The sequence below is a fragment of the Nitrospira sp. genome, from assembly GCA_030653545.1.
Taxonomy (GTDB): Bacteria; Nitrospirota; Nitrospiria; order Nitrospirales; family Nitrospiraceae; genus Nitrospira_D.
Genome location: JAURZE010000024.1, coordinates 132,294 through 151,951, shown reverse-complemented (window position 1 = coordinate 151,951; position 19,658 = coordinate 132,294). Strand labels below are relative to the sequence as shown.

The 19,658-nt window shown below is 56.7% G+C and carries 17 protein-coding genes; 10 read left to right on the top strand and 7 right to left on the bottom strand.

Annotation, left to right across the window (positions count from 1 at the left end; all coding sequences use genetic code 11):
- Nucleotides 1–7 precede the first annotated feature (7 nt).
- The 10 genes from Q7U39_10890 (at nucleotide 8) to bfr (Q7U39_10845) (ending at nucleotide 12,012) form a co-directional block, all read left to right on the top strand.
- Complete coding sequence (locus Q7U39_10890) at nucleotides 8–1,057, top strand: rod shape-determining protein (GenBank protein MDO9118458.1); 1,050 nt, start codon at nucleotides 8–10, stop codon at nucleotides 1,055–1,057.
- Between the two features lie 15 nt (nucleotides 1,058–1,072).
- Nucleotides 1,073–1,951 (top strand): rod shape-determining protein MreC, encoded by an 879-nt coding sequence (mreC, locus tag Q7U39_10885; GenBank protein MDO9118457.1) that lies wholly within the window; start codon nucleotides 1,073–1,075, stop codon nucleotides 1,949–1,951.
- The gene (locus tag Q7U39_10880) at nucleotides 1,948–2,448 is read left to right on the top strand and encodes a hypothetical protein (GenBank protein ID MDO9118456.1); all 501 of its coding nucleotides are present in this window, start codon (nucleotides 1,948–1,950) and stop codon (nucleotides 2,446–2,448) included. The genes mreC and Q7U39_10880 overlap by 4 nt, the downstream gene beginning before the upstream one ends.
- Nucleotides 2,449–2,456: 8 nt before the next feature.
- Nucleotides 2,457–4,295, top strand: a complete 1,839-nt coding sequence (mrdA, locus tag Q7U39_10875) for a penicillin-binding protein 2 (GenBank protein MDO9118455.1) — start codon at nucleotides 2,457–2,459, stop codon at nucleotides 4,293–4,295.
- Between the two features lie 43 nt (nucleotides 4,296–4,338).
- Entirely contained in the window at nucleotides 4,339–5,460 is a 1,122-nt protein-coding gene (rodA, locus tag Q7U39_10870; protein MDO9118454.1) for a rod shape-determining protein RodA, read from the top strand.
- A 164-nt stretch (nucleotides 5,461–5,624) separates the two neighbouring features.
- Nucleotides 5,625–7,139, top strand: coding sequence for an Rne/Rng family ribonuclease (locus tag Q7U39_10865; protein MDO9118453.1), 1,515 nt, complete (start codon nucleotides 5,625–5,627; stop codon nucleotides 7,137–7,139).
- A 119-nt stretch (nucleotides 7,140–7,258) separates the two neighbouring features.
- The gene (gene dprA / locus Q7U39_10860; protein ID MDO9118452.1) at nucleotides 7,259–8,377 is read left to right on the top strand and encodes a DNA-processing protein DprA; all 1,119 of its coding nucleotides are present in this window, start codon (nucleotides 7,259–7,261) and stop codon (nucleotides 8,375–8,377) included.
- 85 nt (nucleotides 8,378–8,462) lie between these two features.
- A complete protein-coding gene (gene topA / locus Q7U39_10855) occupies nucleotides 8,463–10,802 on the top strand; it encodes a type I DNA topoisomerase (GenBank protein ID MDO9118451.1) in 2,340 nt (779 codons plus the stop codon).
- 221 nt (nucleotides 10,803–11,023) lie between these two features.
- Nucleotides 11,024–11,500: a bacterioferritin gene (bfr, locus tag Q7U39_10850; protein MDO9118450.1), complete on the top strand. Its 477-nt coding sequence runs from the start codon at nucleotides 11,024–11,026 to the stop codon at nucleotides 11,498–11,500.
- Nucleotides 11,501–11,541: 41 nt separating this feature from the next.
- Complete coding sequence (gene bfr, locus Q7U39_10845) at nucleotides 11,542–12,012, top strand: bacterioferritin (GenBank protein ID MDO9118449.1); 471 nt, start codon at nucleotides 11,542–11,544, stop codon at nucleotides 12,010–12,012.
- Nucleotides 12,013–12,124: 112 nt separating this feature from the next.
- Here bfr (Q7U39_10845) and Q7U39_10840 read toward each other — a convergent pair whose 3' ends face one another.
- From Q7U39_10840 to Q7U39_10810, 7 genes are all read right to left on the bottom strand, one after another.
- Nucleotides 12,125–12,811: an HD domain-containing phosphohydrolase gene (locus tag Q7U39_10840; protein MDO9118448.1), complete on the bottom strand. Its 687-nt coding sequence runs from the start codon at nucleotides 12,809–12,811 to the stop codon at nucleotides 12,125–12,127.
- Between the two features lie 372 nt (nucleotides 12,812–13,183).
- Nucleotides 13,184–15,523, bottom strand: coding sequence for a TonB-dependent receptor (locus Q7U39_10835; protein MDO9118447.1), 2,340 nt, complete (start codon nucleotides 15,521–15,523; stop codon nucleotides 13,184–13,186).
- A 127-nt stretch (nucleotides 15,524–15,650) separates the two neighbouring features.
- Nucleotides 15,651–16,103, bottom strand: a complete 453-nt coding sequence (locus tag Q7U39_10830; GenBank protein MDO9118446.1) for a hypothetical protein — start codon at nucleotides 16,101–16,103, stop codon at nucleotides 15,651–15,653.
- A gap of 388 nt (nucleotides 16,104–16,491) precedes the next feature.
- A complete protein-coding gene (locus Q7U39_10825) occupies nucleotides 16,492–17,547 on the bottom strand; it encodes a TonB family protein (protein MDO9118445.1) in 1,056 nt (351 codons plus the stop codon).
- Between the two features lie 213 nt (nucleotides 17,548–17,760).
- Nucleotides 17,761–17,952, bottom strand: a complete 192-nt coding sequence (locus tag Q7U39_10820) for a hypothetical protein (protein MDO9118444.1) — start codon at nucleotides 17,950–17,952, stop codon at nucleotides 17,761–17,763.
- A gap of 298 nt (nucleotides 17,953–18,250) precedes the next feature.
- Complete coding sequence (locus Q7U39_10815; protein MDO9118443.1) at nucleotides 18,251–19,015, bottom strand: HD domain-containing phosphohydrolase; 765 nt, start codon at nucleotides 19,013–19,015, stop codon at nucleotides 18,251–18,253.
- 109 nt (nucleotides 19,016–19,124) lie between these two features.
- The gene (locus Q7U39_10810) at nucleotides 19,125–19,643 is read right to left on the bottom strand and encodes a hypothetical protein (GenBank protein ID MDO9118442.1); all 519 of its coding nucleotides are present in this window, start codon (nucleotides 19,641–19,643) and stop codon (nucleotides 19,125–19,127) included.
- Nucleotides 19,644–19,658: the final 15 nt, after the last annotated feature.

Sequence of the window (19,658 nt, the reverse complement as noted above, 5' to 3'; positions counted from 1 at the left end):
GAGCGCCGTGGGGTTCACGGGAGATGTGTTCGGATGGTTTTCCAACGATCTTGCGATCGATTTGGGAACAGCGACGACGCTGGTATATGTGCATGGAAAAGGCATTGTCCTGAACGAGCCCTCGGTGGTGGCGGTGGAAAAGAAAACCGAGAAGGTCCTGGCGGTCGGTGCCGATGCGAAAAAGATGCTCGGCCGAACCCCCGGGAATATTGTCGCAGTCCGGCCGATGAAAGAAGGCGTGATTGCCGACTTCGAGATGGCCGAGCAGATGCTCAAGCATTTCATCCGCAAGGCGCATAATCGGAGCGCCTTTGTGCGGCCGCGGATCATCATCGGCGTGCCTTCGCGCATCACCCAGGTGGAGCAACGCGCGGTTCGTGACTCAGCCGAATTGGCCGGTGCGCGAGAGGTCTATCTGATCGAAGAGCCGGTGGCGGCCGCCATCGGGGCAGGACTTCCGATTACCGAACCGTCCGGCAACATGGTGGTGGATGTGGGCGGTGGGACAACGGACATCGCGGTGATTTCACTCGGCGGTATCGTCTATAGCGAGTCGGTGAAGGTGGCCGGCGATCGGATGGACGAAGCGATCATGAATTACATCAAGAAGAAGTACAACTTGCTCATCGGCGAGCATATGGCGGAGCGGGTCAAGTTCGAAATCGGATCGGCCTATCCCTTCGAAGAGCGCAAGACGATGATGATCAAGGGGCGGGACCTGATTTCCGGCATTCCCCGCACGCTGGTGGTCGATGATGCCGAAATTCGAGAAGCGTTGCAGGAACCGATCGGAACGATCGTCAATGCCATCAAGGTTGCGTTGGAAAACACTCCGCCGGAATTGGCGGGAGATATTATTGACCGCGGAATCGTGCTGACAGGTGGAGGCTCCCTGCTGAAGGGGATGGATACACGATTCCGTGAAGAGACAAATTTGCCGATCATTACGGTCGATGACCCGCTCACGTCTGTGGTACTGGGGGTCGGGAAGATTCTGGACGAACTGGATCTTCTCCGTAAGGTGTCGGTCATGTCTCAATGCAGTAGCCTCCGGTAAGGTTCCCTCCTCCCCATGCGGATGGCCAACTTTCGCTCATCATACGGCGCCCGGCGTCTTGCCCTCGGGGTGTTTCTCTCCGTGCTCCTCGGCTTCTTCCTGCTGCCTCATCAGCTTCAGACTCTGTTTCAGGAAATCGGCGGACCGGTCGGATGGGTGCTCAGTTGGCCGATCCGTCTCGTCGCCTCGGTGCAAGGCGGCATCGGGGAGACCTGGAGCCATTACGTGGCCTTGCAGGACGTGGAAGACGAGAATCGGCAATTGCGGAAAGAGCTTGAGCTGTTGCAGGGGCAAAATAGTCAGCTGCGGGAGGCCGCGTCGGCGACGGACCGGTTGACGGCCTTGCTTGAATTCAAGGCGCAGGCTCTTCCGACAATGATCGCGGCGCAGGTCATCGGCCGTGATACGGGGAATTGGTATCGGACCATTCTTCTGAATAAGGGAAGCGCTGACGGGATACAAGCGGATATGGGTGTGGTGACGTCTGCTGGCGTCGTCGGACGAGTGGTCAAAACGACGATGGCGACCGCGGTGGTGCTCTTGGTATCCGATCCCAATAACGCCATTGCCGGATTGATTCAGCGAACACGAGATGAAGGGATTGTCGAGGGAACGACCCCGGGCCTGGCTCGGCTCAAATATATTCCCTTGCTCTCGAATGTTCGTGCCGGCGATCGCGTGGTGACATCTGGGTTGGTCGGGGGATTTCCGCGTGGACTCGCCATCGGCACCATTACTACCATCAGTAAAGAGGAAGGCGCCTTGTTTCAATCCGCTGAATTGCGTCCTGAAGTCGATGTGAATCGAGTCGAAGAAGTCCTGGTCATTCAGTCTCCCTATATTCCTGGCGAGGACGGAAAGAGCGACGGGCCTCTTCCGAAAGCCAAACCGTGAAGATTGTCGCGTATGCCTGTGCCGTGGCTGCCCTGGTGGCGGTGCATACCACAGTGCTTCCGTATGTCAGTGTGTGGGGAGTCAAACCTGATCTTGGGCTGGTGGTGGTTTGTCTTATCGGCCTCCTGTCAGGTGAATTGGAGGGGTTGATTGTCGGGCTGTTCGTAGGATGGGCCATGAGTTTGTTTTCCGCTACTGACCTTGCGGCAAGCATGGTGGCGAAGGGCAGCGTGGGATTTCTTGCCGGACTGGCCGGCCGCCAGGTAGCCCAGGTTACCCCGTTGGTGTTGGTCAGCGGCCTTGTTGTCGCGTCAACCCTTTCGAGTCTGATGACCATCTGGTCGCTTAAACCGAACGATCAGCAAGATATCTGGTGGATGATTCGGACGATCCTCATGCCGCAAGCCTGCTTCGATGCGGTGGTCGGAGGACTGTGTTATTGGCTGATCTGGAGCCGATTGAATCTTGACCGGCTGGCAGAGGGGCGAGAGTTCTAGGAGTTACCGTGGCAACCAGTAGTACTCATGAGTCTGAGCTTGGAGAATTGCAGCGGCGGCTTATGTTGCTGCGTGTCGGGCTGCTCCTGGTCGTCGGGCTCCTGGCGGTGCGGTTATGGCATCTGCAGATTCGTGAAGGACCGTACTACCGCGATCTCTCGGAGAATAATCGCACCCGATCGGTGCTGCTGGAACCGGCCAGAGGGTTGATCTATGATCGACATGGGGTGCTGTTGGCGAATAACGTTCCGAGCTTCAGTCTCTATGTCACGCTCGAGGATGTGAAGGATCGGGAGGGGTTGGTCCAGAAGCTGGCGGACTTGCTGGGACTTGACCCGGTCATGATCCGAAAAAAGTTGGCCGTGCGAGGCAGCAAGATGCTGCCGAAGAAAATCAAAGACCGGTTGACCTTGCGTGACGCCACCGTAATCGAATCCCATCGCCTCGATCTCCCAGGTGTGATGATTCAGGTGGAGTCGCAACGAAACTATCCCGGCGGCATGGCCGCAGCCCATCTCCTCGGGTATGTCGGGGAAATTTCCCCTGAACAACTCGAGAAGCCGGAATTTGCGGATCTCCATCAGGGTAGCGTTGTCGGGCAGTATGGCGTCGAAAAATCGTTTGATCGGCATGTGCGCGGCCAGGCAGGACAAAAAAGCGTCGAAGTGGATGCGTTGGGACATGAGAAGCGGACGGTGCAGGTGGATAAGCCCCTCGCCGGCAACGATCTCTATCTCACGATTGATATTAAGTTACAGAAAGTGGCGGAGGACCTGCTGGGAGAAGAATCCGGTGCGATTGTCGCCTTGGATCCCACCACCGGGGACGTGTTGGCCATGGCCAGTCGACCGGGCTTCGATCCGAATATTATGTCGCGCGAGCTTACGCCAAAACAGTGGGTTGAGATCGTCCAGGATGAGAGACGCCCGCTCAACAACCGGGCGTCGCAAGGGCAGTATCCTCCCGGATCCACGTTCAAGGTCCCGATGGCCGTTGCGGCCCTGGAATCCAATACCATGTCGCCGTCGAGTTCCGTGCTCTGCACGGGCGGGTACCAATTCGGCAAACGCATCTACCACGATTGGAAAGCGACTGGCCACGGGTATGTCGATCTTCACAAGGCGCTTATCCAGTCCTGCGACGTGTATTTTTACACGATCGGGCAACGGATGGGGATCGACACCATGGCGGAGTATGCCAAGGACTTCGGCCTTGGCCATGAAACCGGCATTGAATTGCCGTCGGAGCGAGTGGGGTCGATCCCGTCCACGGCCTGGAAACTGAAAGTGAAGAAAGAAGCCTGGTTGCCGGGTGAAACGATTTCAGCCGCGATCGGACAGGGGTATGTCACGGTGACGCCCTTGCAGATGGCCAGCATGATCGGCACCGTGGCCAACGACGGCGTGAGTTATCGCCCGCGTCTGGTGCAGGCCATCATGGATCGCACCACCGGAAATTTCCAGGAAATGCCGGCGGTGGCCCGAGGGAAAGCGCATGCGAAACCGGAAACCTTCCGGATCATTAAAGAGGCATTGGCGGCCGTTGTGACGGAAGGGACGGCGACGCGTGCAAAGTCTTCGATCGTGACGATTGGAGGCAAAACCGGGACGGCACAAGTCGCGGCCTTGGGGAAAGAGAAGAAGGCGGAGAAAGACATTCCCAAGAAGTTTCGAGATCATGCCTGGTTCGTGGCATTTGCGCCGGTCGATGCTCCGAAGATTGCCGTGGCGGTGCTGGCGGAACATATGGGGCATGGCGGGTCGGCGGCGGCGCCGCTGGCCAAAGAAGTGATTGAGACCTATATGAAGCTGCGCGCTCAAGAGCCGGCGGTTGCCCCGCAATCGTAGTGCAGGCGAAGGTACGCATGCTGCGTGTGACGTGTGAATTGTTATGATTGATCGTCTAACCGACAACCGCGGCCTCGATAGTTTCGACTATCGCTTTCTGGCCTTGGTGCTGGCCATCCTTGGGATCGGCGTCCTGTCGATTCACAGCGTCACCCATAGCCAGCAGACCGGCCTCGCACCCTATTACATCAAGCAGATCGCCTGGATTCTCATGGGTAGCGCGGCCTTCGTGTTCATGCTGGTGTCGGACTATCACCGCATTGCACGGATGGCCTATCCGCTCTACGGAGTCGTGCTGCTCATGCTGGCCTTTGTGCTGCTTGAGGGGCGAACGAGCAAGGGGGCGCAACGCTGGATTGCGCTCGGCCCGTTCAGTTTTCAGCCGTCGGAATTTGCCAAGCTGGTGTTGATCCTTGTCCTGGCGCACTACTATTCGAAGACCCCTCGGGTCGGGTGGTTGCAACGAGTGATCATGCCGGGGATGCTGATGTTTCCCGGTCTGGTGTTGATCCTCAAACAGCCTGATTTGGGGAGCGGACTGAGTTTCGTGGCCGTCTATGCGGCCATGCTTTTGATGGTCGGCGTGCGGTCGAAGGCGCTGGGAGTGATCCTTCTTCTTGTGGTCATGTTGTTCCCCTTTGCCTGGGAAGGGGTCTGGGGGTCCTTGCATGATTATCAGCGACAGCGCATTATGGCCTTCGTTGACCCGGAGTACGATCCGGGAGGGAAGGGCTATCATGCCCTGCAGTCCAGAATTGCGATCGGATCCGGGGAGCTGATGGGAAAAGGACTCTACGGAGGGACGCAAAGCCAGCTGAAGTTCCTCCCGGAAGGCCATACAGACTTTGTGTTTGCCGTCTATGCGGAAGAATGGGGATTTCTGGGAGTGTTGCTGTTGTTGGTGCTGTTTGTTGCACTGATCTGGCTCTCTCTGGAGATCGCCTCGAAAGCGAAAGATCAATTGGGCGCGTTGCTCGCCGCCGGTATTGTCGCCATGTTGTGTTTTTGCGTCGTGGTGAATATCGGGATGACAGCCGGGATGTTCCCGATCGTCGGAATTCCGCTGCCCTTGATGAGCTACGGAGGCAGCGCGACGGTGATGACCATGGCGTCGTTGGGATTGTTGCTGAACGTCAAACGGAGACGGCTGAGTTTGTTCTATTGAGCAGGGATACGGGTGTTAAGCAATGTGAATGAGTGGAGTGTTCTGAGGCGTGGGATTGAGTCGCTGGAATGTGGCGTGGATGGTGGATGTGGCGGACCTGGGCATCATGCCTGCGTCTGTCGCCCATCTCGCTACTCTAGGGCTCGCAGACTAAAGGAGTAGTTATGGGAATTGAGATTGCGATTTCGGTCGCGCGGGAAGAAACCCGCGTGGCGGTGTTGGATGGTGGCGTGGTCACTGATTTATTCGGGGATCGGGCCAAACATAAGGATTTCGTCGGGAACGTGTACAAGGGGAAGGTCGCGAAGGTGCTGCCGGGCATGCAAGCGGCATTCGTAGATATCGGCTTGGAAAAAGCCGCGTTCATGCACGTATCCGATCTCTCGGAAGAGGCCGAGCCGGGTGACACCCTGGTGGATGCCACCGACGACGATGATGATAAAGACGCGGATATGCTCAGGCCGAAGCGCCAGAGCGCCAAGCCCATCGAGCAGTTGCTGAGCGAGGGGCAGGAGTTGATGGTCCAGATCTCGAAAGGCCCGATCGGGACGAAGGGGCCGCGAGTGACCACCTATGTCTCGCTCCCCGGCCGGTATCTGGTCTTCATGCCGAATGTTGAGCACATCGGGGTCTCTCGTCGGATCGCGAAGGACGAGGAACGTGCCCGATTGAAAGACATCATGCGCCGGGTCCGCCGCCCAGGGTGCGGCTACATCGTGCGCACGGTAAGTGAAGGCGTCAAAGAGGAAGAACTGAAGTCCGACGTCGACTTTTTGCACGTGCTGTGGCAAGACATCCTGACCAATCGAGAAAAGCTGGGTGCGCCGGCGTTGTTGCATACGGATTTGAGCCTCAGTTTTCGCGTGGTGCGCGATTTGTTCGGGCGGAAAGTGGATCGCCTGTGGATCGATTCACGTCAGGAGTATGATGCCGTTCGAGACTTCGTGCAGCGGTTTTCTCCGGAGCAAACCTCCCGCATTCATTTCTATGACAAGGATGAAAGCCTCTTCGATCATCTGGGCATCGAGCAAGAGATCACCCGCGCGACGAGCCGGAGGGTGTGGCTGAAATCCGGGGGGCACTTGGTGATCGATCATACCGAGGCCATGACGGTCATCGACGTTAATACGGGGCGGTTTGTCGGCAAGCGCGATCAGGAAGAGACGATTCTTCGCAATAATCTGGAGGCCGCCAAAGAAGTGGCCTATCAGATGAAGCTGCGCGGGATCGGCGGCATTATCATCGTCGACTTTATCGACATGGAACGGGAAAAGAACCGGGACAAGGTCTATCACGCGCTGGTGGATGCTATGGCGTCGGACAAAGCGCGAACCAGGATCTCCAGAATTTCGGATCTTGGGCTGATTGAGATTTCCCGTGAACGTGTCCGCGAAGATCTTCTTCGGTCTTTGTCCGAGCCCTGTCACTACTGCGAAGGTCGCGGCTATACCAAGTCTCCGACGACGGTCGCCTACGAGATTTTTCGGGAGATTCGGAAGATCGGCGAATCGGGGGAAAGTCAGCGGATCGTCATCGGGGCTCATCCCACTGTTGTGGGGTTGCTCCAAGATGAAGAGCGTCAAGGCCTCGAGATGCTGGAGCGGGAATGTTCGGCGAAGATCATCATCACCCCGGACAGTCAGCTGCATCTTGAACAGTATGACCTCGTCGCTTTGTAGGCAGGGCAGCGGCCTGAGCAATATGTAGTCCTAGTCCGGTCGTGGGGGCAGGGGCGTGCGCGTCCGTGCCACGCACGTGCATTCAGCCTCACGCAAGCTCTCCCGCGCAGGCCTGTCGCATGGATTCCATTCAGCTCACATCCTGGCTGCTTCTCCAGTCGATCGACGGAGTCGGTGATCGAACCGTTCTCAAATTAGTGTACGCGTTCGGGACTCCGGCAGGTGTGCTGGCCTCCCCTGTAGAGGATCTGAAACGTGTCGGGTGCAGTGCCGAGCTCGCTGAGGCGATCAGGCGAGGACCGGATCTCAAGGTCCGTCAGCTCATCGATCGTCAGGTGAAGATGGTCGAACGGCTCCGTATCCAGGTCATTACGCTGACCGATTCCTTATACCCGAAGCGGCTGAAGGCGATTTCTGATCCTCCACCATTGCTGTATTACACGGGCGCGCTCCATGAACAAGATGGGATGGCTCTGGCAATTGTCGGAGGGCGGTCTGCGACCACCGCGGGGAAGGCCATAACGGAAGAGATTGCCCAGGAGTTAGCTAGAGGCGGCTGGACCATTGTCAGCGGGATGGCGCGGGGAATCGATGCTGCGGCCCATCGCGGCGCGTTGGCGGGGAAGGGCCGCACGATTGCCGTCCTTGGCTGCGGGGTGGATCAAACGTATCCACCGGAACATGATCAATTGCGCAGGCAGATTGAGACGCAGGGGGCGGTATTGGCGGAACTCCCGGTAGGCTCGCCGCCGCAGAGTCATCATTTTCCGAGACGGAATCGGATTATCAGCGGTCTATCGGTCGGGGTGCTCGTGGCAGAGGCAGCGATGAACAGCGGATCGCTCATTACCGCCAAGTTGGCGCTGGAGCAGGGGCGCGATGTGTTTGCCCTTCCGGGGTCTGTCAAGGAAGCACGGTGCCGCGGGTCGAATGGACTGATCAAGGAGGGCGCCAGATTGGTCGAGTGCGCGGCGGATATGATAGGAGAGTTGCTGCCGCAAGTTGAGCCTGCACTTCGTGTCCGTATGATGATTGGGGAGACGGCCTCGTCGGCGCTTGGAGAATTAGGACCGGACGAAAGGCGTATCTATGAGGTGCTTTCTCACGAGGCGCAATCGGTTGATGCCGTGATTGAACGGACCGGACTCAGTGCCGCGCAGGTCACCGCGACGATGCTGGCGCTGGAGCTTCGCGGTTATGTGCGACAGCTACCCGGTCCGCAATACCTGCGCCGCTAACCTGTGGGCGAGTGTATTCCTGTTGCAGGATGGTGAAAAGTTTGGTACGTGATGGGAAGTAGTGTGATCTGAAGATGGAGCTCTCATGGCAAAAACGTTAATCATCGTCGAGTCGCCGACCAAGGCGAGGACGATTACGAAATATCTAGGCCGCGGGTATACCGTGATGGCCTCGGTCGGCCATATCAAAGATCTCCCGACGAGTAAGTTGGGCGTTGACCTCGAACACGATTTCGAACCGCAGTATGTGACCATCAAGGGCAAGGCAAAAGTTCTTGCCGATATCAAAAAGAAAGCCGAAGAAGCCGACAAAATTTTCCTGGCGCCCGACCCTGATCGTGAAGGGGAGGCGATTGCCTGGCATCTGGAGCAGGAGTTGCTCGGCAAGTCCAAAAAGAAACAAGGCGGAAAGATCTTTCGCGTCTTGTTCAACGAGATCACCAAGACGGCCGTCAAGCGCGCGCTTGAATCGCCCGGTGAAATCGACATGAATCTGGTCAACGCTCAGCAGGCCCGCCGTATCCTGGATCGCATCGTCGGGTATCAAGGCAGTCAGCTCTTGTGGACCAAGGTCCGGCGCGGGCTTAGTATGGGGCGCGTGCAGTCGGTCGCCATGCGGTTGATTTGCGAACGCGAAGCGGAGCGGGAGGCCTTCAGGACTGAAGAGTACTGGTCGATCATTGCGTTGTTGTCCGGCGCCAATCCGCCCTCATTCGAAGCCAAGCTCCATAGCATCAATGGTGAAGCCGCTTCGATCGAGAATGGTGAACAAGCCGCGCGCGTGGTCGAACACATTCAAGGGAAGACGTTTGTTGTTGAGTCCATCGAGCGCCGGGAGAAAAAGCGGAACCCGGTTGCGCCGTTCATCACCAGCCGTCTCCAGCAGGAAGCCTCCCGGAAGCTGCATTTCTCGCCCAAGAAAACCATGACCCTTGCGCAGCAGCTCTACGAGGGTATGGAGATTGGGGCTGAAGGGGCCACCGGTCTGATCACCTATATGAGAACCGACTCGCCGCGCATTTCCAATGAGGCGATGACCGAGGCGCGGGAAGTCATCCAGGCAAGATTTGGATCAGAGTATCTTCCGGCGACGCCGAACATCTATAAAACCCAGAAGGCTGCTCAGGAAGCGCACGAAGCTGTCAGGCCTACCTCGGCGGCTCGCGATCCGGATTCGATTCGCCAGTATCTCGACCAGGATCAGTACAACCTCTATAAGTTGATCTGGAATCGATTCATCGCGTCACAAATGGTGCCGGCTGTCCTCGACGTGACGCGGATCGATTCGACCCCGGTGGGGACGCCGGTGAAGTATGGATTCCGTTCCACCGGCACGGTCGTGAAGTTCCCCGGCCACACGATTGTCTATATGGAGGGCGTCGATAAGGAGCTCCCGACTGAAAAGCCGAAAGCCGATCAGGAAACGGACGATGACAATGATCGCCAGCTGCCGGCTCTGTCCGAAGGGGAACAGCTGCGGTTGGTTCAGCAGGATGGAGAATCGGCGATCGGACTGACGTCAAAGCAGCACTTCACTCAGCCGCCTCCCCGGTACAATGAAGCCCTGTTGATCAAGGAGCTGGAAGAAAAAGGCATCGGCCGTCCCTCGACCTATGCGGCCATCATTTCCACGATTCAAGACCGCAAATATGTCGAGAAGACCGAGGGTCGGCTGGTGCCGACGGAAACCGGTAAGACCGTTCACGATTACTTGATGAAGGGGTTCCCCGAGCTGATCAATGTGGACTTTACGTCGCATCTTGAGGAGCAGCTTGACGAGGTGGAAGGGGGAACGAAGCCCTGGGTCACGGCGGTGCGCGATTTCTATACGCCATTCACCAAGGAGCTCGAACGGGCGAAGACGATTCCCGGTCCGAAGGATATCGTAGAGCCGCCCACGGATGTGCCCTGTGAAAAATGCGGAAAGATGATGGAGATTAAGTGGGGCCGGAATGGAAAGTTCCTGGCATGCCCGGCCTATAAGGCGGATCCGCCCTGCAAGAACACGCAGAATTTTCAGAAGCTCGAAGATGGCACGATCAAGATCGTGCCGAAGATCGAACTGACGACCGATCAGAAGTGTGACAAGTGCGGGAGTGCCATGGTGGTGAAGACCGGGCGGTTCGGCAAGTTCATAGCCTGTTCAGCCTATCCCGAGTGTAAAACCACCAAGCCTCTCGCGCTTGGCGTGAAATGTCCGCAGCCGGACTGTGGCGGAGACCTCGTTCAGAAGCGCACAAAGAAGGGCCGTTCCTTCTTCGCATGCAGCAACTATCCGAAGTGTGAGTATGCGTTGTGGGATCGCCCGATCAATAAGACCTGTCCGACGTGCCAGGCGCCGTTCCTGATTGAAAAAGTCAGCAAGCAGGCCGGACGGAGTGTGCAGTGCCGCAATGAAGAATGCGGCTATCGCGAGGCCGGATAAGTCGCGCTGCTGTACGGGCGTGTCGTCAGGTAATCCTTCTCCTCTGCATCGAAACTGAGAAGCAGACTCATCACGTTCGGCGCTCTTCCCCTCCCAGTCAGAATCTCTCCGGTTGACGACCGCTTGGCTGCGGACGATAATGAACCTTCGTGTGGCGTCATCCGATAACTCTGAGCCCCTGATCTGCGGGCCTACCCAAACTGTGAAAGGGGGAACAAACTATGAAAGCAAAAGAGGGCGTCATCAATATTCTCAATAAGGTGCTGACGGCTGATCTGACAGCCATCAATCAGTATTTTGTGCATGCCAAGATGTGCGAAAACTGGGGCTTCGAACGGTTGCAGCATAAGGTGCGCGAGCGCAGCATCGATGAAATGAAGGATGCCGATGAGCTCATCGGGCACATCCTCTATCTCGAAGGCGTGCCGAATGTGCAGCGCATGAATACCGTGCATGTCGGCGAGACGGTCTCGGAACAGCTCAAGCTGGATCTGAAGGCCGAGCAGGAAATGTTGGCGTTATTGAATGAGGGCGTCGTGCATTGCGTGAAGGTGACCGATTTTACGACTCGCCATATGTTGGAAGAGATGGCGAAGGACGTCGATGCCCATATTGACTGGATTGAAACCCAGATGGAAACCATCAAGCAAGTCGGGCTGGAAAACTATCTCGCGGAGCAGATCAAGAAAGACAGCTAACCCGGAGACGAGTCGTACAGGTCAGGAAAGGATGCGTGCTGATGAAAGCGAAAGACGGGATTCTGGAACAACTCGGGAAGATCCTCACCGCCGAACTGACTGCCGTGCATCAATATCTGCTCCATGCGGAACTGTGTCGCCATTGGGGCTATGAGCGACTGGCTGACAAGTTCCAGCATTTGTATACGGAAGAAGTGACCCATTCCGGGCAGCTGGTCCGTCACATATTGTATCTGGGCGGCCAGCCGGATGTCGGATCGTTGGAAACGGTGAAGGGCGGGCGATCGGTCAAAGATTTATTTGAGACCAATCTGGCGTTCGAACAGGAAGATGTGGAGATGCTGCGGAAGGCGATCGTCCATGCCGCCAAGGTCAGTGACTTTACCACCCGGCAAAAGCTGGAAGAGATGGTGGTAGATTCAGAAGAGCATGTGGATTACTTTGAGCGACAACTCGCCACAATCGCCCAAGTCGGGCTTCCTGCCTATCTTGCCGAGCAGATCAAGTCGTAGCCAATAGAATGGGCGGGGGGCCCCAGGAGGACTGAGGGCCCCCGCCCGTGAAGTGGGAGGTCATGGCTCCCACTCCGATACCGGCGCGTGGAGGGCGCCGGCTGGTCCTTGATCATACTCCGCTGCAGTCGCCGTCGGTCTTCCGATGGTCGAGGCTCCTCGTTAACGCCTCTACGATGGTCGGATCGAATTGGGTACCGGCCGCTACGCGCAGAATGCGCGAGGCAATGAGATCGCGCAGGGGACTGTCGGTGGCCTCGGGAACTTGGATGGCGTCGAACGCGTCGGCGACCGAGAGAATTCTTGCGCCTAGCGGGATAAAGGGCCCTCTGATGCCATAGGGATAGCCGGTGCCGTCCCAACGTTCATGGTGATACGCGACGAGAATTGCCGCCTCTTGCAGAAACGCATAGGGTTCTAAGAGCGCCGCGCCGATCCGGCAGTGATTTTGGACGGCCACGTAGGTGTCCGGTTCGAGGAATGCCGTGCTGTCCATCAGGCCGGGCGGCAGCATCAGGAGTCCGACGTCATGCAGATAGGCCGCAAGCGTGAGGTGATGCAGGTCGTCAGAGGACAGGCCGATCTCCCGTGCGACGGCCAGGGCGATCGTCGCGGTACGCCGTCCGTGACCCGCCTGCCAGGGGAGTGCGCGATCAAGCCCCTTCGTCACCTGGCGCACCAGGATGCGTTCGACATCCCGGCGTGATGTTATGGGCAGGCGGAGGCGGTCGATTTTGTCCAGTTCCCGTTGAATGGCGAGGACGCCGGGGTGAATCTGATTGAGACTCTCGACGCGCATAGCTACTCCTTTCTCAAAAACCACAGAGCCCAAGACCACGCTCGTGATCTTGGGCTCTGGGTGAAAAACCTCTGGCCGCCTTTACTGTCGACAGAAATCAGTTGCGATGCTGCTGCAATGCCCACCCGTTGATACGGGAGAAAGGAATGGTCAGGAGTCGCCGGCAACGTTTGCACTTCAACTCGATTCCTTCGAGTGTGAGGCGCGCCATGAGCGCTCCGCAGAGGCAACGACACTCGCTGTCTTGGTGGCATGGATCGGCGGCGCCGTTGCTCATAGTTTCCTCGAGTTCTTGATTATGTTGTCGATTCACATGGGTCCCTCTATCGGGTCGGACGGGCCGCAAGGCGGCCCGTCCCGTATCGCCGATGATTAGAATGTCCAGCGCGCACCGCCCTGCACGAGCAAGGGGAGGCCGGGATAAATACCGCGCGTCCGATCGACGATAAACGTCTGATCGAACAAGTTCTTACCGACCAGGAAGAACGTCGTTTTGATCGGCTTGACATACTGATTGACCGCCGCATTGACCACGCACCATCCCTTGACGATACCGCGTTGGCCATTGGGGGTTGGAATATAGGTATTGCGGTCATCTCCGAACATATCGCTGATGCATTGGGTCTCTACTCGCCCATCGAATCCCCAATTGCGATTGGCATAGCCGATCCCGGCGGTTACTGTATTTCTCGGAGCATAGGGAAGGCGATTCCCGTTAGTGTTGAAGGCAGCGGCCTCGCCCGCCAGCAGCGCCGCTCCTGTGATGGAGCTGTTGCGGGTGCCGCGGAACTCCGCTTGGCCCAGCCAGGTGTAGTTGATATCAATCGTGATATCTTCATTGGGATCTTGCCCTTTGATAGCATCGAGCAGATCGAGCTTCGTGCCGAACTCGACGCCCATGTGGGCCGTCCGCCCGGCGTTCGTGTTGGTCGCACCGGTTCCGCCGGCGACGGACTGATTGACGATCTGATTTTCAAAGTCCATGCGGAAGCCGGTCATTTCAAACCAAGCCCATGGAATCGGATTGCCGCGGATGCCGATTTCGTAGTTCCAGCTCAACTCGGCATCCAGGTCGACGACGACGTTGGACTGAATGGCGTCGGAAATCTGCGGCGGCGCAAACCCCCGATGAACTCCCGCGAAGAACGTGTAGTTCTTGATTGGCGTATAAGTGGCGCCGATCCCAGGGAGCACTTCGGTAATATGGGTCTTCGAGAAGGCTCCTGATCCGCTATTGGCCCGATTGTCGACTTGGTCGTAGTTTACGTGCTCGACGCGGAAGCCCGGTGTAATGGTGAAGTTATCGGTTATGAAGAAACGATTTTGAAAAAATAAGGCGAAAGCGTTGGTTTGACGGGTCGTATTCTCTCCAAGACATCCTGTTTGTCCGCCTCCGGCATTCGCGCAGGTTGTGCCAACCCCGGATAGCGCATTCAGGAACTGGGTTCGCTGTGACCGTTCATTCATGTATCTCGTGCCGAAGTCGGCTTCGGACCGAATGCCGAACAGGCCATGGGTCAGATGAAACCGGGGTTCCACTCCGTACACCCAGTACTTGCGATCATTGATAAAACGGCCATTGGCTGGAATCGCTTGCGTCACTCCGGCTGCGAGGCCGTTGCCTGTTTGGCAGCCCCCACCGACGCCACCGGTGGCGCTAACTGTACAAGCTGAGCCAGCGACTCCGTCGGAGTCGATCATTTGGCGGCCCCATACCCGATCGATATAGTGGCCGAAGAAATTGGTGGTCGAGGTGAGGCTTGCGTTGAACATATGGTTAACCGCGACATGGAAGCCGATCCGGCGAAAATCCATAACGTCGTTGTTGAAGTCGTTCCGATGCGCATCGGTGGCGTACTGACTCTCGGTCAATCCTTGGTAACCGATCGTGGAATCTTCGCGGTAGTAATTGAATTTGGCCAGAATGGTTGTGCGGTCGCTCAACTCCTGAACGGTCTTAAACGTGATGTCGTCTACTTTGGCCCTCTGATTGAAAAAACGCGGCGTGGTGCCCTGATAGTGATTGACATCCAGCATATACCCGCTCTTTCCCCACATCCCTCCGTAGTCGAAATGCGAGCTGAGATAGGAGAGATTGCCTCCCATCAGCTGAAAATGCCCTTCGGGAGTTGCCGGCGGCATTCGCGTGATCATGTTGATGACGCCGCCGATGCTTTGCGGACCATAGAGCAGCTGGCCGCTGCCCTTCAACACTTCTATCCGGTCGAAGCGCTGCAACGGGGGAAAGTAATAGGATGACGGGTCTCCGTACGGCAGCAGCATAATAGGCACGCCGTCTTCCATGATATGGACTTTTGTGCTTCTCGTTGGGTTAAGTCCGCGAATGCCGATATTCGGTCGAAGGCCAAATCCGTCTTCGTCGCGGACGTTGACGCCGGGAACTTCGCGCAGTGCCTCGTTGACCGTAAGCCGCTGGTTGCGCTGAATCGATTCCTGCGTCACGACGCGGCCGGAACCGGGAATATGGTCCAGGGCGTCTGCTGCTGTCCCGATCACTTCGGTCAAGGGAGCCTTGATCGGTTTATCTTCAAGTTCTTTTGCCGTCGTCGTAGTGACTGGCGAGGGGACGTCGACGATTTCCTCTGCATTCGCCGGCTGCCAGCCAGTGAGAAGCAGCGCGAGCAGTAGTAGTAGTAGTCTGTCGATTTTGAATACCGTTCTCAGTTTCAATGCGAAGAAACAAGGGCTCATTGCGGCCTCCGTTGGGTAAATTATGTGAGTGAAGAGTTAAAAGATCGGGCGCGAAGGCAGCAGAAGAGCTGAGCCTGTGGGCCTCTGAGTGGAAACGGCCGGTAACTATCTTTATTCGCGTACGCCATTACTTGAATACGATTTTCTTGAGCCCGGTTGCGGGTAATTCAACTTCGCCGAAATCAGACTCTCCCTTAAATTTCCCATCGATAGCGAGTCCGAATTCGGCGCTTTTTCCATTGGCCAGGCTGATCGTCAGGCTGGCCAGGCTGTTATTTGCCCCTGGCTTGATCTCGATTTGCTTGATGGTATCGAATTTCACGTTGACGGTCGCAGTACCTCGTTTCACAGGGACATGCCGTAGCTCATGCGGGACGAAGGCTGTCTCGCTGACTTTCTCTTCCCAATAGAAGAGGATGTTCCTTACGTCGGTGTCAATCCCTTGGGCATCCGTGACGACTGCCGAGAAGACCTTGTCAGCTTTCTGTTGCGCTAACGCCTGGGTTAACAGTGGAACGAACAGAAAGGCTGCGGTGATGACGGATAAACAAAGAGCTCGAGTCGGTAATGAGTGTGTCACTTGTTTCCTCCTGCTTCGATGACTGTTCCGGACTGGGAATTATTGAATGCTTCCACAACGTTCCCTTCTTCTGTCACGATTGCGATTTCATAGAGAAGATGTACCTTGAGTGACTCAAATGTTGCCTGAATCGCCTGACTGGCGACTGAGCAGCGCGCTTTGGATCGCTCCTGCCAGCGAAACTGTTGCGGCTCGGGCCCATTGCACCTTTGCCTGTTCGGTAAGCGACGAGAATTCAATTTTCCGCGCCATGTTCTCATGGGGCTGAGCTGCACGAGGTAGCCAATCAAAGGCAGTTAATAGCCCGAGAAATGCGGCAGGCTGGCGGCTTCTAGGATGGTATAAGTTAGAAGTGTTCACAGTGCTCTCCATTCTTCGCCAATCTTGTCTAGCGGAGCGAATAACTGATCGGCATCAGAATCGCCACTTGCGGTTTTCCCAGTGGATGTTCCAATTTGATTGGAGCGGCCTTGCGCAAGGTTTCGATGGCATCGTTGTCGAGAATGACGCGGCCTGAGCTTTCGTGGATATCAATCGACACGACATTGCCGTCCTCTGCGATCACAGCTTTCAGAACCACCAGCCCTTCCCAATGATTGACGCGGGCGACCACAGGATATTTCTTGAGGTCATTGATGCGCCCCAGCAAAGCCTTCATCAACCACCCATAATCAGTTCTCGTCGTCGGCAGTGCTCTGGCTTGAGGGACGTGCGCAACCTGTTGTTCGATAGAGGCCTGCGGTGTCGAGGCAGCAGACTCGCTGGTCTGGCGGATTGTCGGGGATTCGGCAATAGCCTCCACTGCCGATTGGCTTACAATTGGCTGTGACCGTGCGACCGCTTCACTGCCGGCTTCAATGGCCCCATCCTGTATGACAGGTTCTTCAGTTTGGTGGGTGACGAGGCCATCTGCGTGGACCGGGGTCCCTATTTGTTGGAGCGCTGCGATTGTGGTCACGGCCGGTTCTTCGTGGAAGACCGTTTCCCGTTCCGTGGTCGAGGTAATGGTTTTGCTGGTGGCGTTGTGCTGGACTGGTTGGGATACGATAGTGGAGGCTGTTTGGTTCACGGTCCTGACGGGACTCGTGGTTTGGACGGTTTGGGGGATCTGCCGCTGCATGATCTTTTGTGAGACCATTTGCTGAATCGGTTGGATCCGCTCAACCGTCGGCTGAGGGGGGGGGGATTTAACGACTTGCTGTTTCGGCGGCGTCGGTGCGGGCGCAGACCTGGCGTCAGTGAGTGTTTCAAATTGCGGTTGGGGTTTCGGTGGTTCAACCATCGCCACGTTCCAGGAAAACTGCTCGGAAGGGAGCGTCGCATCAATGGAGGAAAGGAAAGCCATCGCCCCTACAGCTATAACTGCGTGCATGATGAGCGAATAGGACCAGCCGTGCCATTGAAGGCGAATGTGATCTGGCGGATCCAGGATTTGCGCGGTCATGATTTCGCTACCTCTAGACTGACTTGGCCGAATGCCAGGCTTCGAACGGCGTCAACGACTTGCTTGATCGCATGGTTACGATTTCACAGCATTACAGCCGCAGGTTCTAGTCGTGCTTCTAAACCTAGTGTGGTTGCTCTTCGTCAGCGATTGTTTCCGCACGCAATGTTCCCGCTATGTTCGTTGCTACGGCTGGTTGCACTTGGCCGTCAGTCACTTTGACTCGTGGTGGAACTTGTCGAGGACTGACAGTGGAATCACATGGATTCGTTTGCAACGACGACATTTCACTTCGATGCCTCGCTGTGTCAGCCGACCGATCATGTTGCTGCAGGCGCAACGGATGTCGGTGGCAATATCGACAGAATGCTCACTGCCACGCATGCGAGGTTCACGGATTTTCATGGGTCTCCTGTTACAACAAAGCCCATACGCAACTTGCGTTACGCATGGGCTCCGGAATCACGTTCCTCTGGCCCCGATGTAATGAGCGGACTCGCTTACGGTGTTGCGTAGAAAACAAAAAGCCCACGGCCGCTGGACAGCGACGGTGGGCTCTAGCATCAAGTGCTTTGGCCTATAAGCGATAGCGCTGGTGCGCCGAGCTCATTTATAAAACCGATAATCATTATCAATACAGAAGCTGATGTTATTTTGTCAAGGCTTCTTTGGCCCAAGGTGAAATTTCTTTGAGGCTGCTCCCTTATCGTTTCGGAGACAAATAGGGCGGGGGGCCCCAGGAGGACTGAGGGCCCCCGCCTGTGAAGTGGGATGTCATGGCTCCCACTCCGCTGCCGTCATTGTCGAACTTCCGATGCTCGAGGCAACGTGTCAGCGCCGCGACGATGGTCGGATCGAATTGTGTGCCGGCGGCTACGCGTAGAATGCGTGAGGCGATGAGGTCGCGCAGGGCCTTGTCGCTGGCTTCGGGAACTCGGATGGCGTCGTACGCGTCGGCAACCGAGAGAATTCTTGCGCCAAGCGGGATAAAGGGCCCTCTGATACCGTAAGGGTAGCCGGTGCCGTCCCAGCGTTCATGGTGATGCGCGACAAGAATCGCCGCTTCCTGCAGGAACGCATAGGGTTCTAAGAGCGCCGCGCCGATTCGGCAGTGATTTTGGACGGCCACATAGGTGTCCGGTTCGAGGGGGGCGGCGCTGTCCATGAGGCTGGGCGGCAGCATCAGAAGCCCGATGTCGTGCAGATAGGCCGCCAGGGTGAGGTGATGCAGGTCGGCCGATGGCAGATCGATCTCCCGTCCGATTGCTCTGGCGATCCTTGCGGTACGCCGTCCGTGGCCTGCCTGCCAGGGGAGTGCACGATCAAGCTCCTTCGTCACCTGGCGTATCAGGATGCGTTCAACATCCCGGCAGGATGCGATGGGCAGGCGGAGGCGGTCAATTTTGTCCAGCTCTCGCTGAATGGCGAGGATGCCGGGGTGAATTCGGTCGGGACTCTCGATACGCATAGTGTCTCCTTTCTCACTAAACACAAAGCCCAAGACCACGCTCGTGATCTTGGGCTCTGGGTGAAAAACCTCTGGCCGTTCTAGATTGTCAGGACCGCGCTGCTTACCGCTAGGTCTCCTCGGGACGTTTCCCTCCCATGAGGGGCTGCTTGAGAATCCACATTTCGTGCATGGGAATCCACATCATGATCAAAAACGTCACCATCATCAGCGTATCGCCGGTCAACATAGTCAACACGAAGACGGGCGACACGTAGCTGATCAGCCAGGGCGACAGTAAATCCAGCCCCACGCCGGCAAAGGAGAGCCATGTCATCCAAATCTTCATGGCCTGGCTGGCGCTCGTCAAATACAGCACATGGACGAGAATCATGAAGACGACCGGCATGGTGAAGAGGTGAAAATGCGTGACCTCCGCCAGTTCGCGGAACGACATCGGCTCGCCGAAGGTGGCATCCGATCCCCGATAGTGTTCTGCAATGCCTTGTGGCGACAAGCTGGTCATGCTGTGAGCCCAAAAAAACGAAAATAAAAACCCGATCAACATCAAGAGCAGAAACTGTGTATACAGCAGTCTGATATGGCGATCGGAGTCCCGGAGCTTGAATCGTTGATTAAAGTTTTTCATAGGGGACGCTCGGTC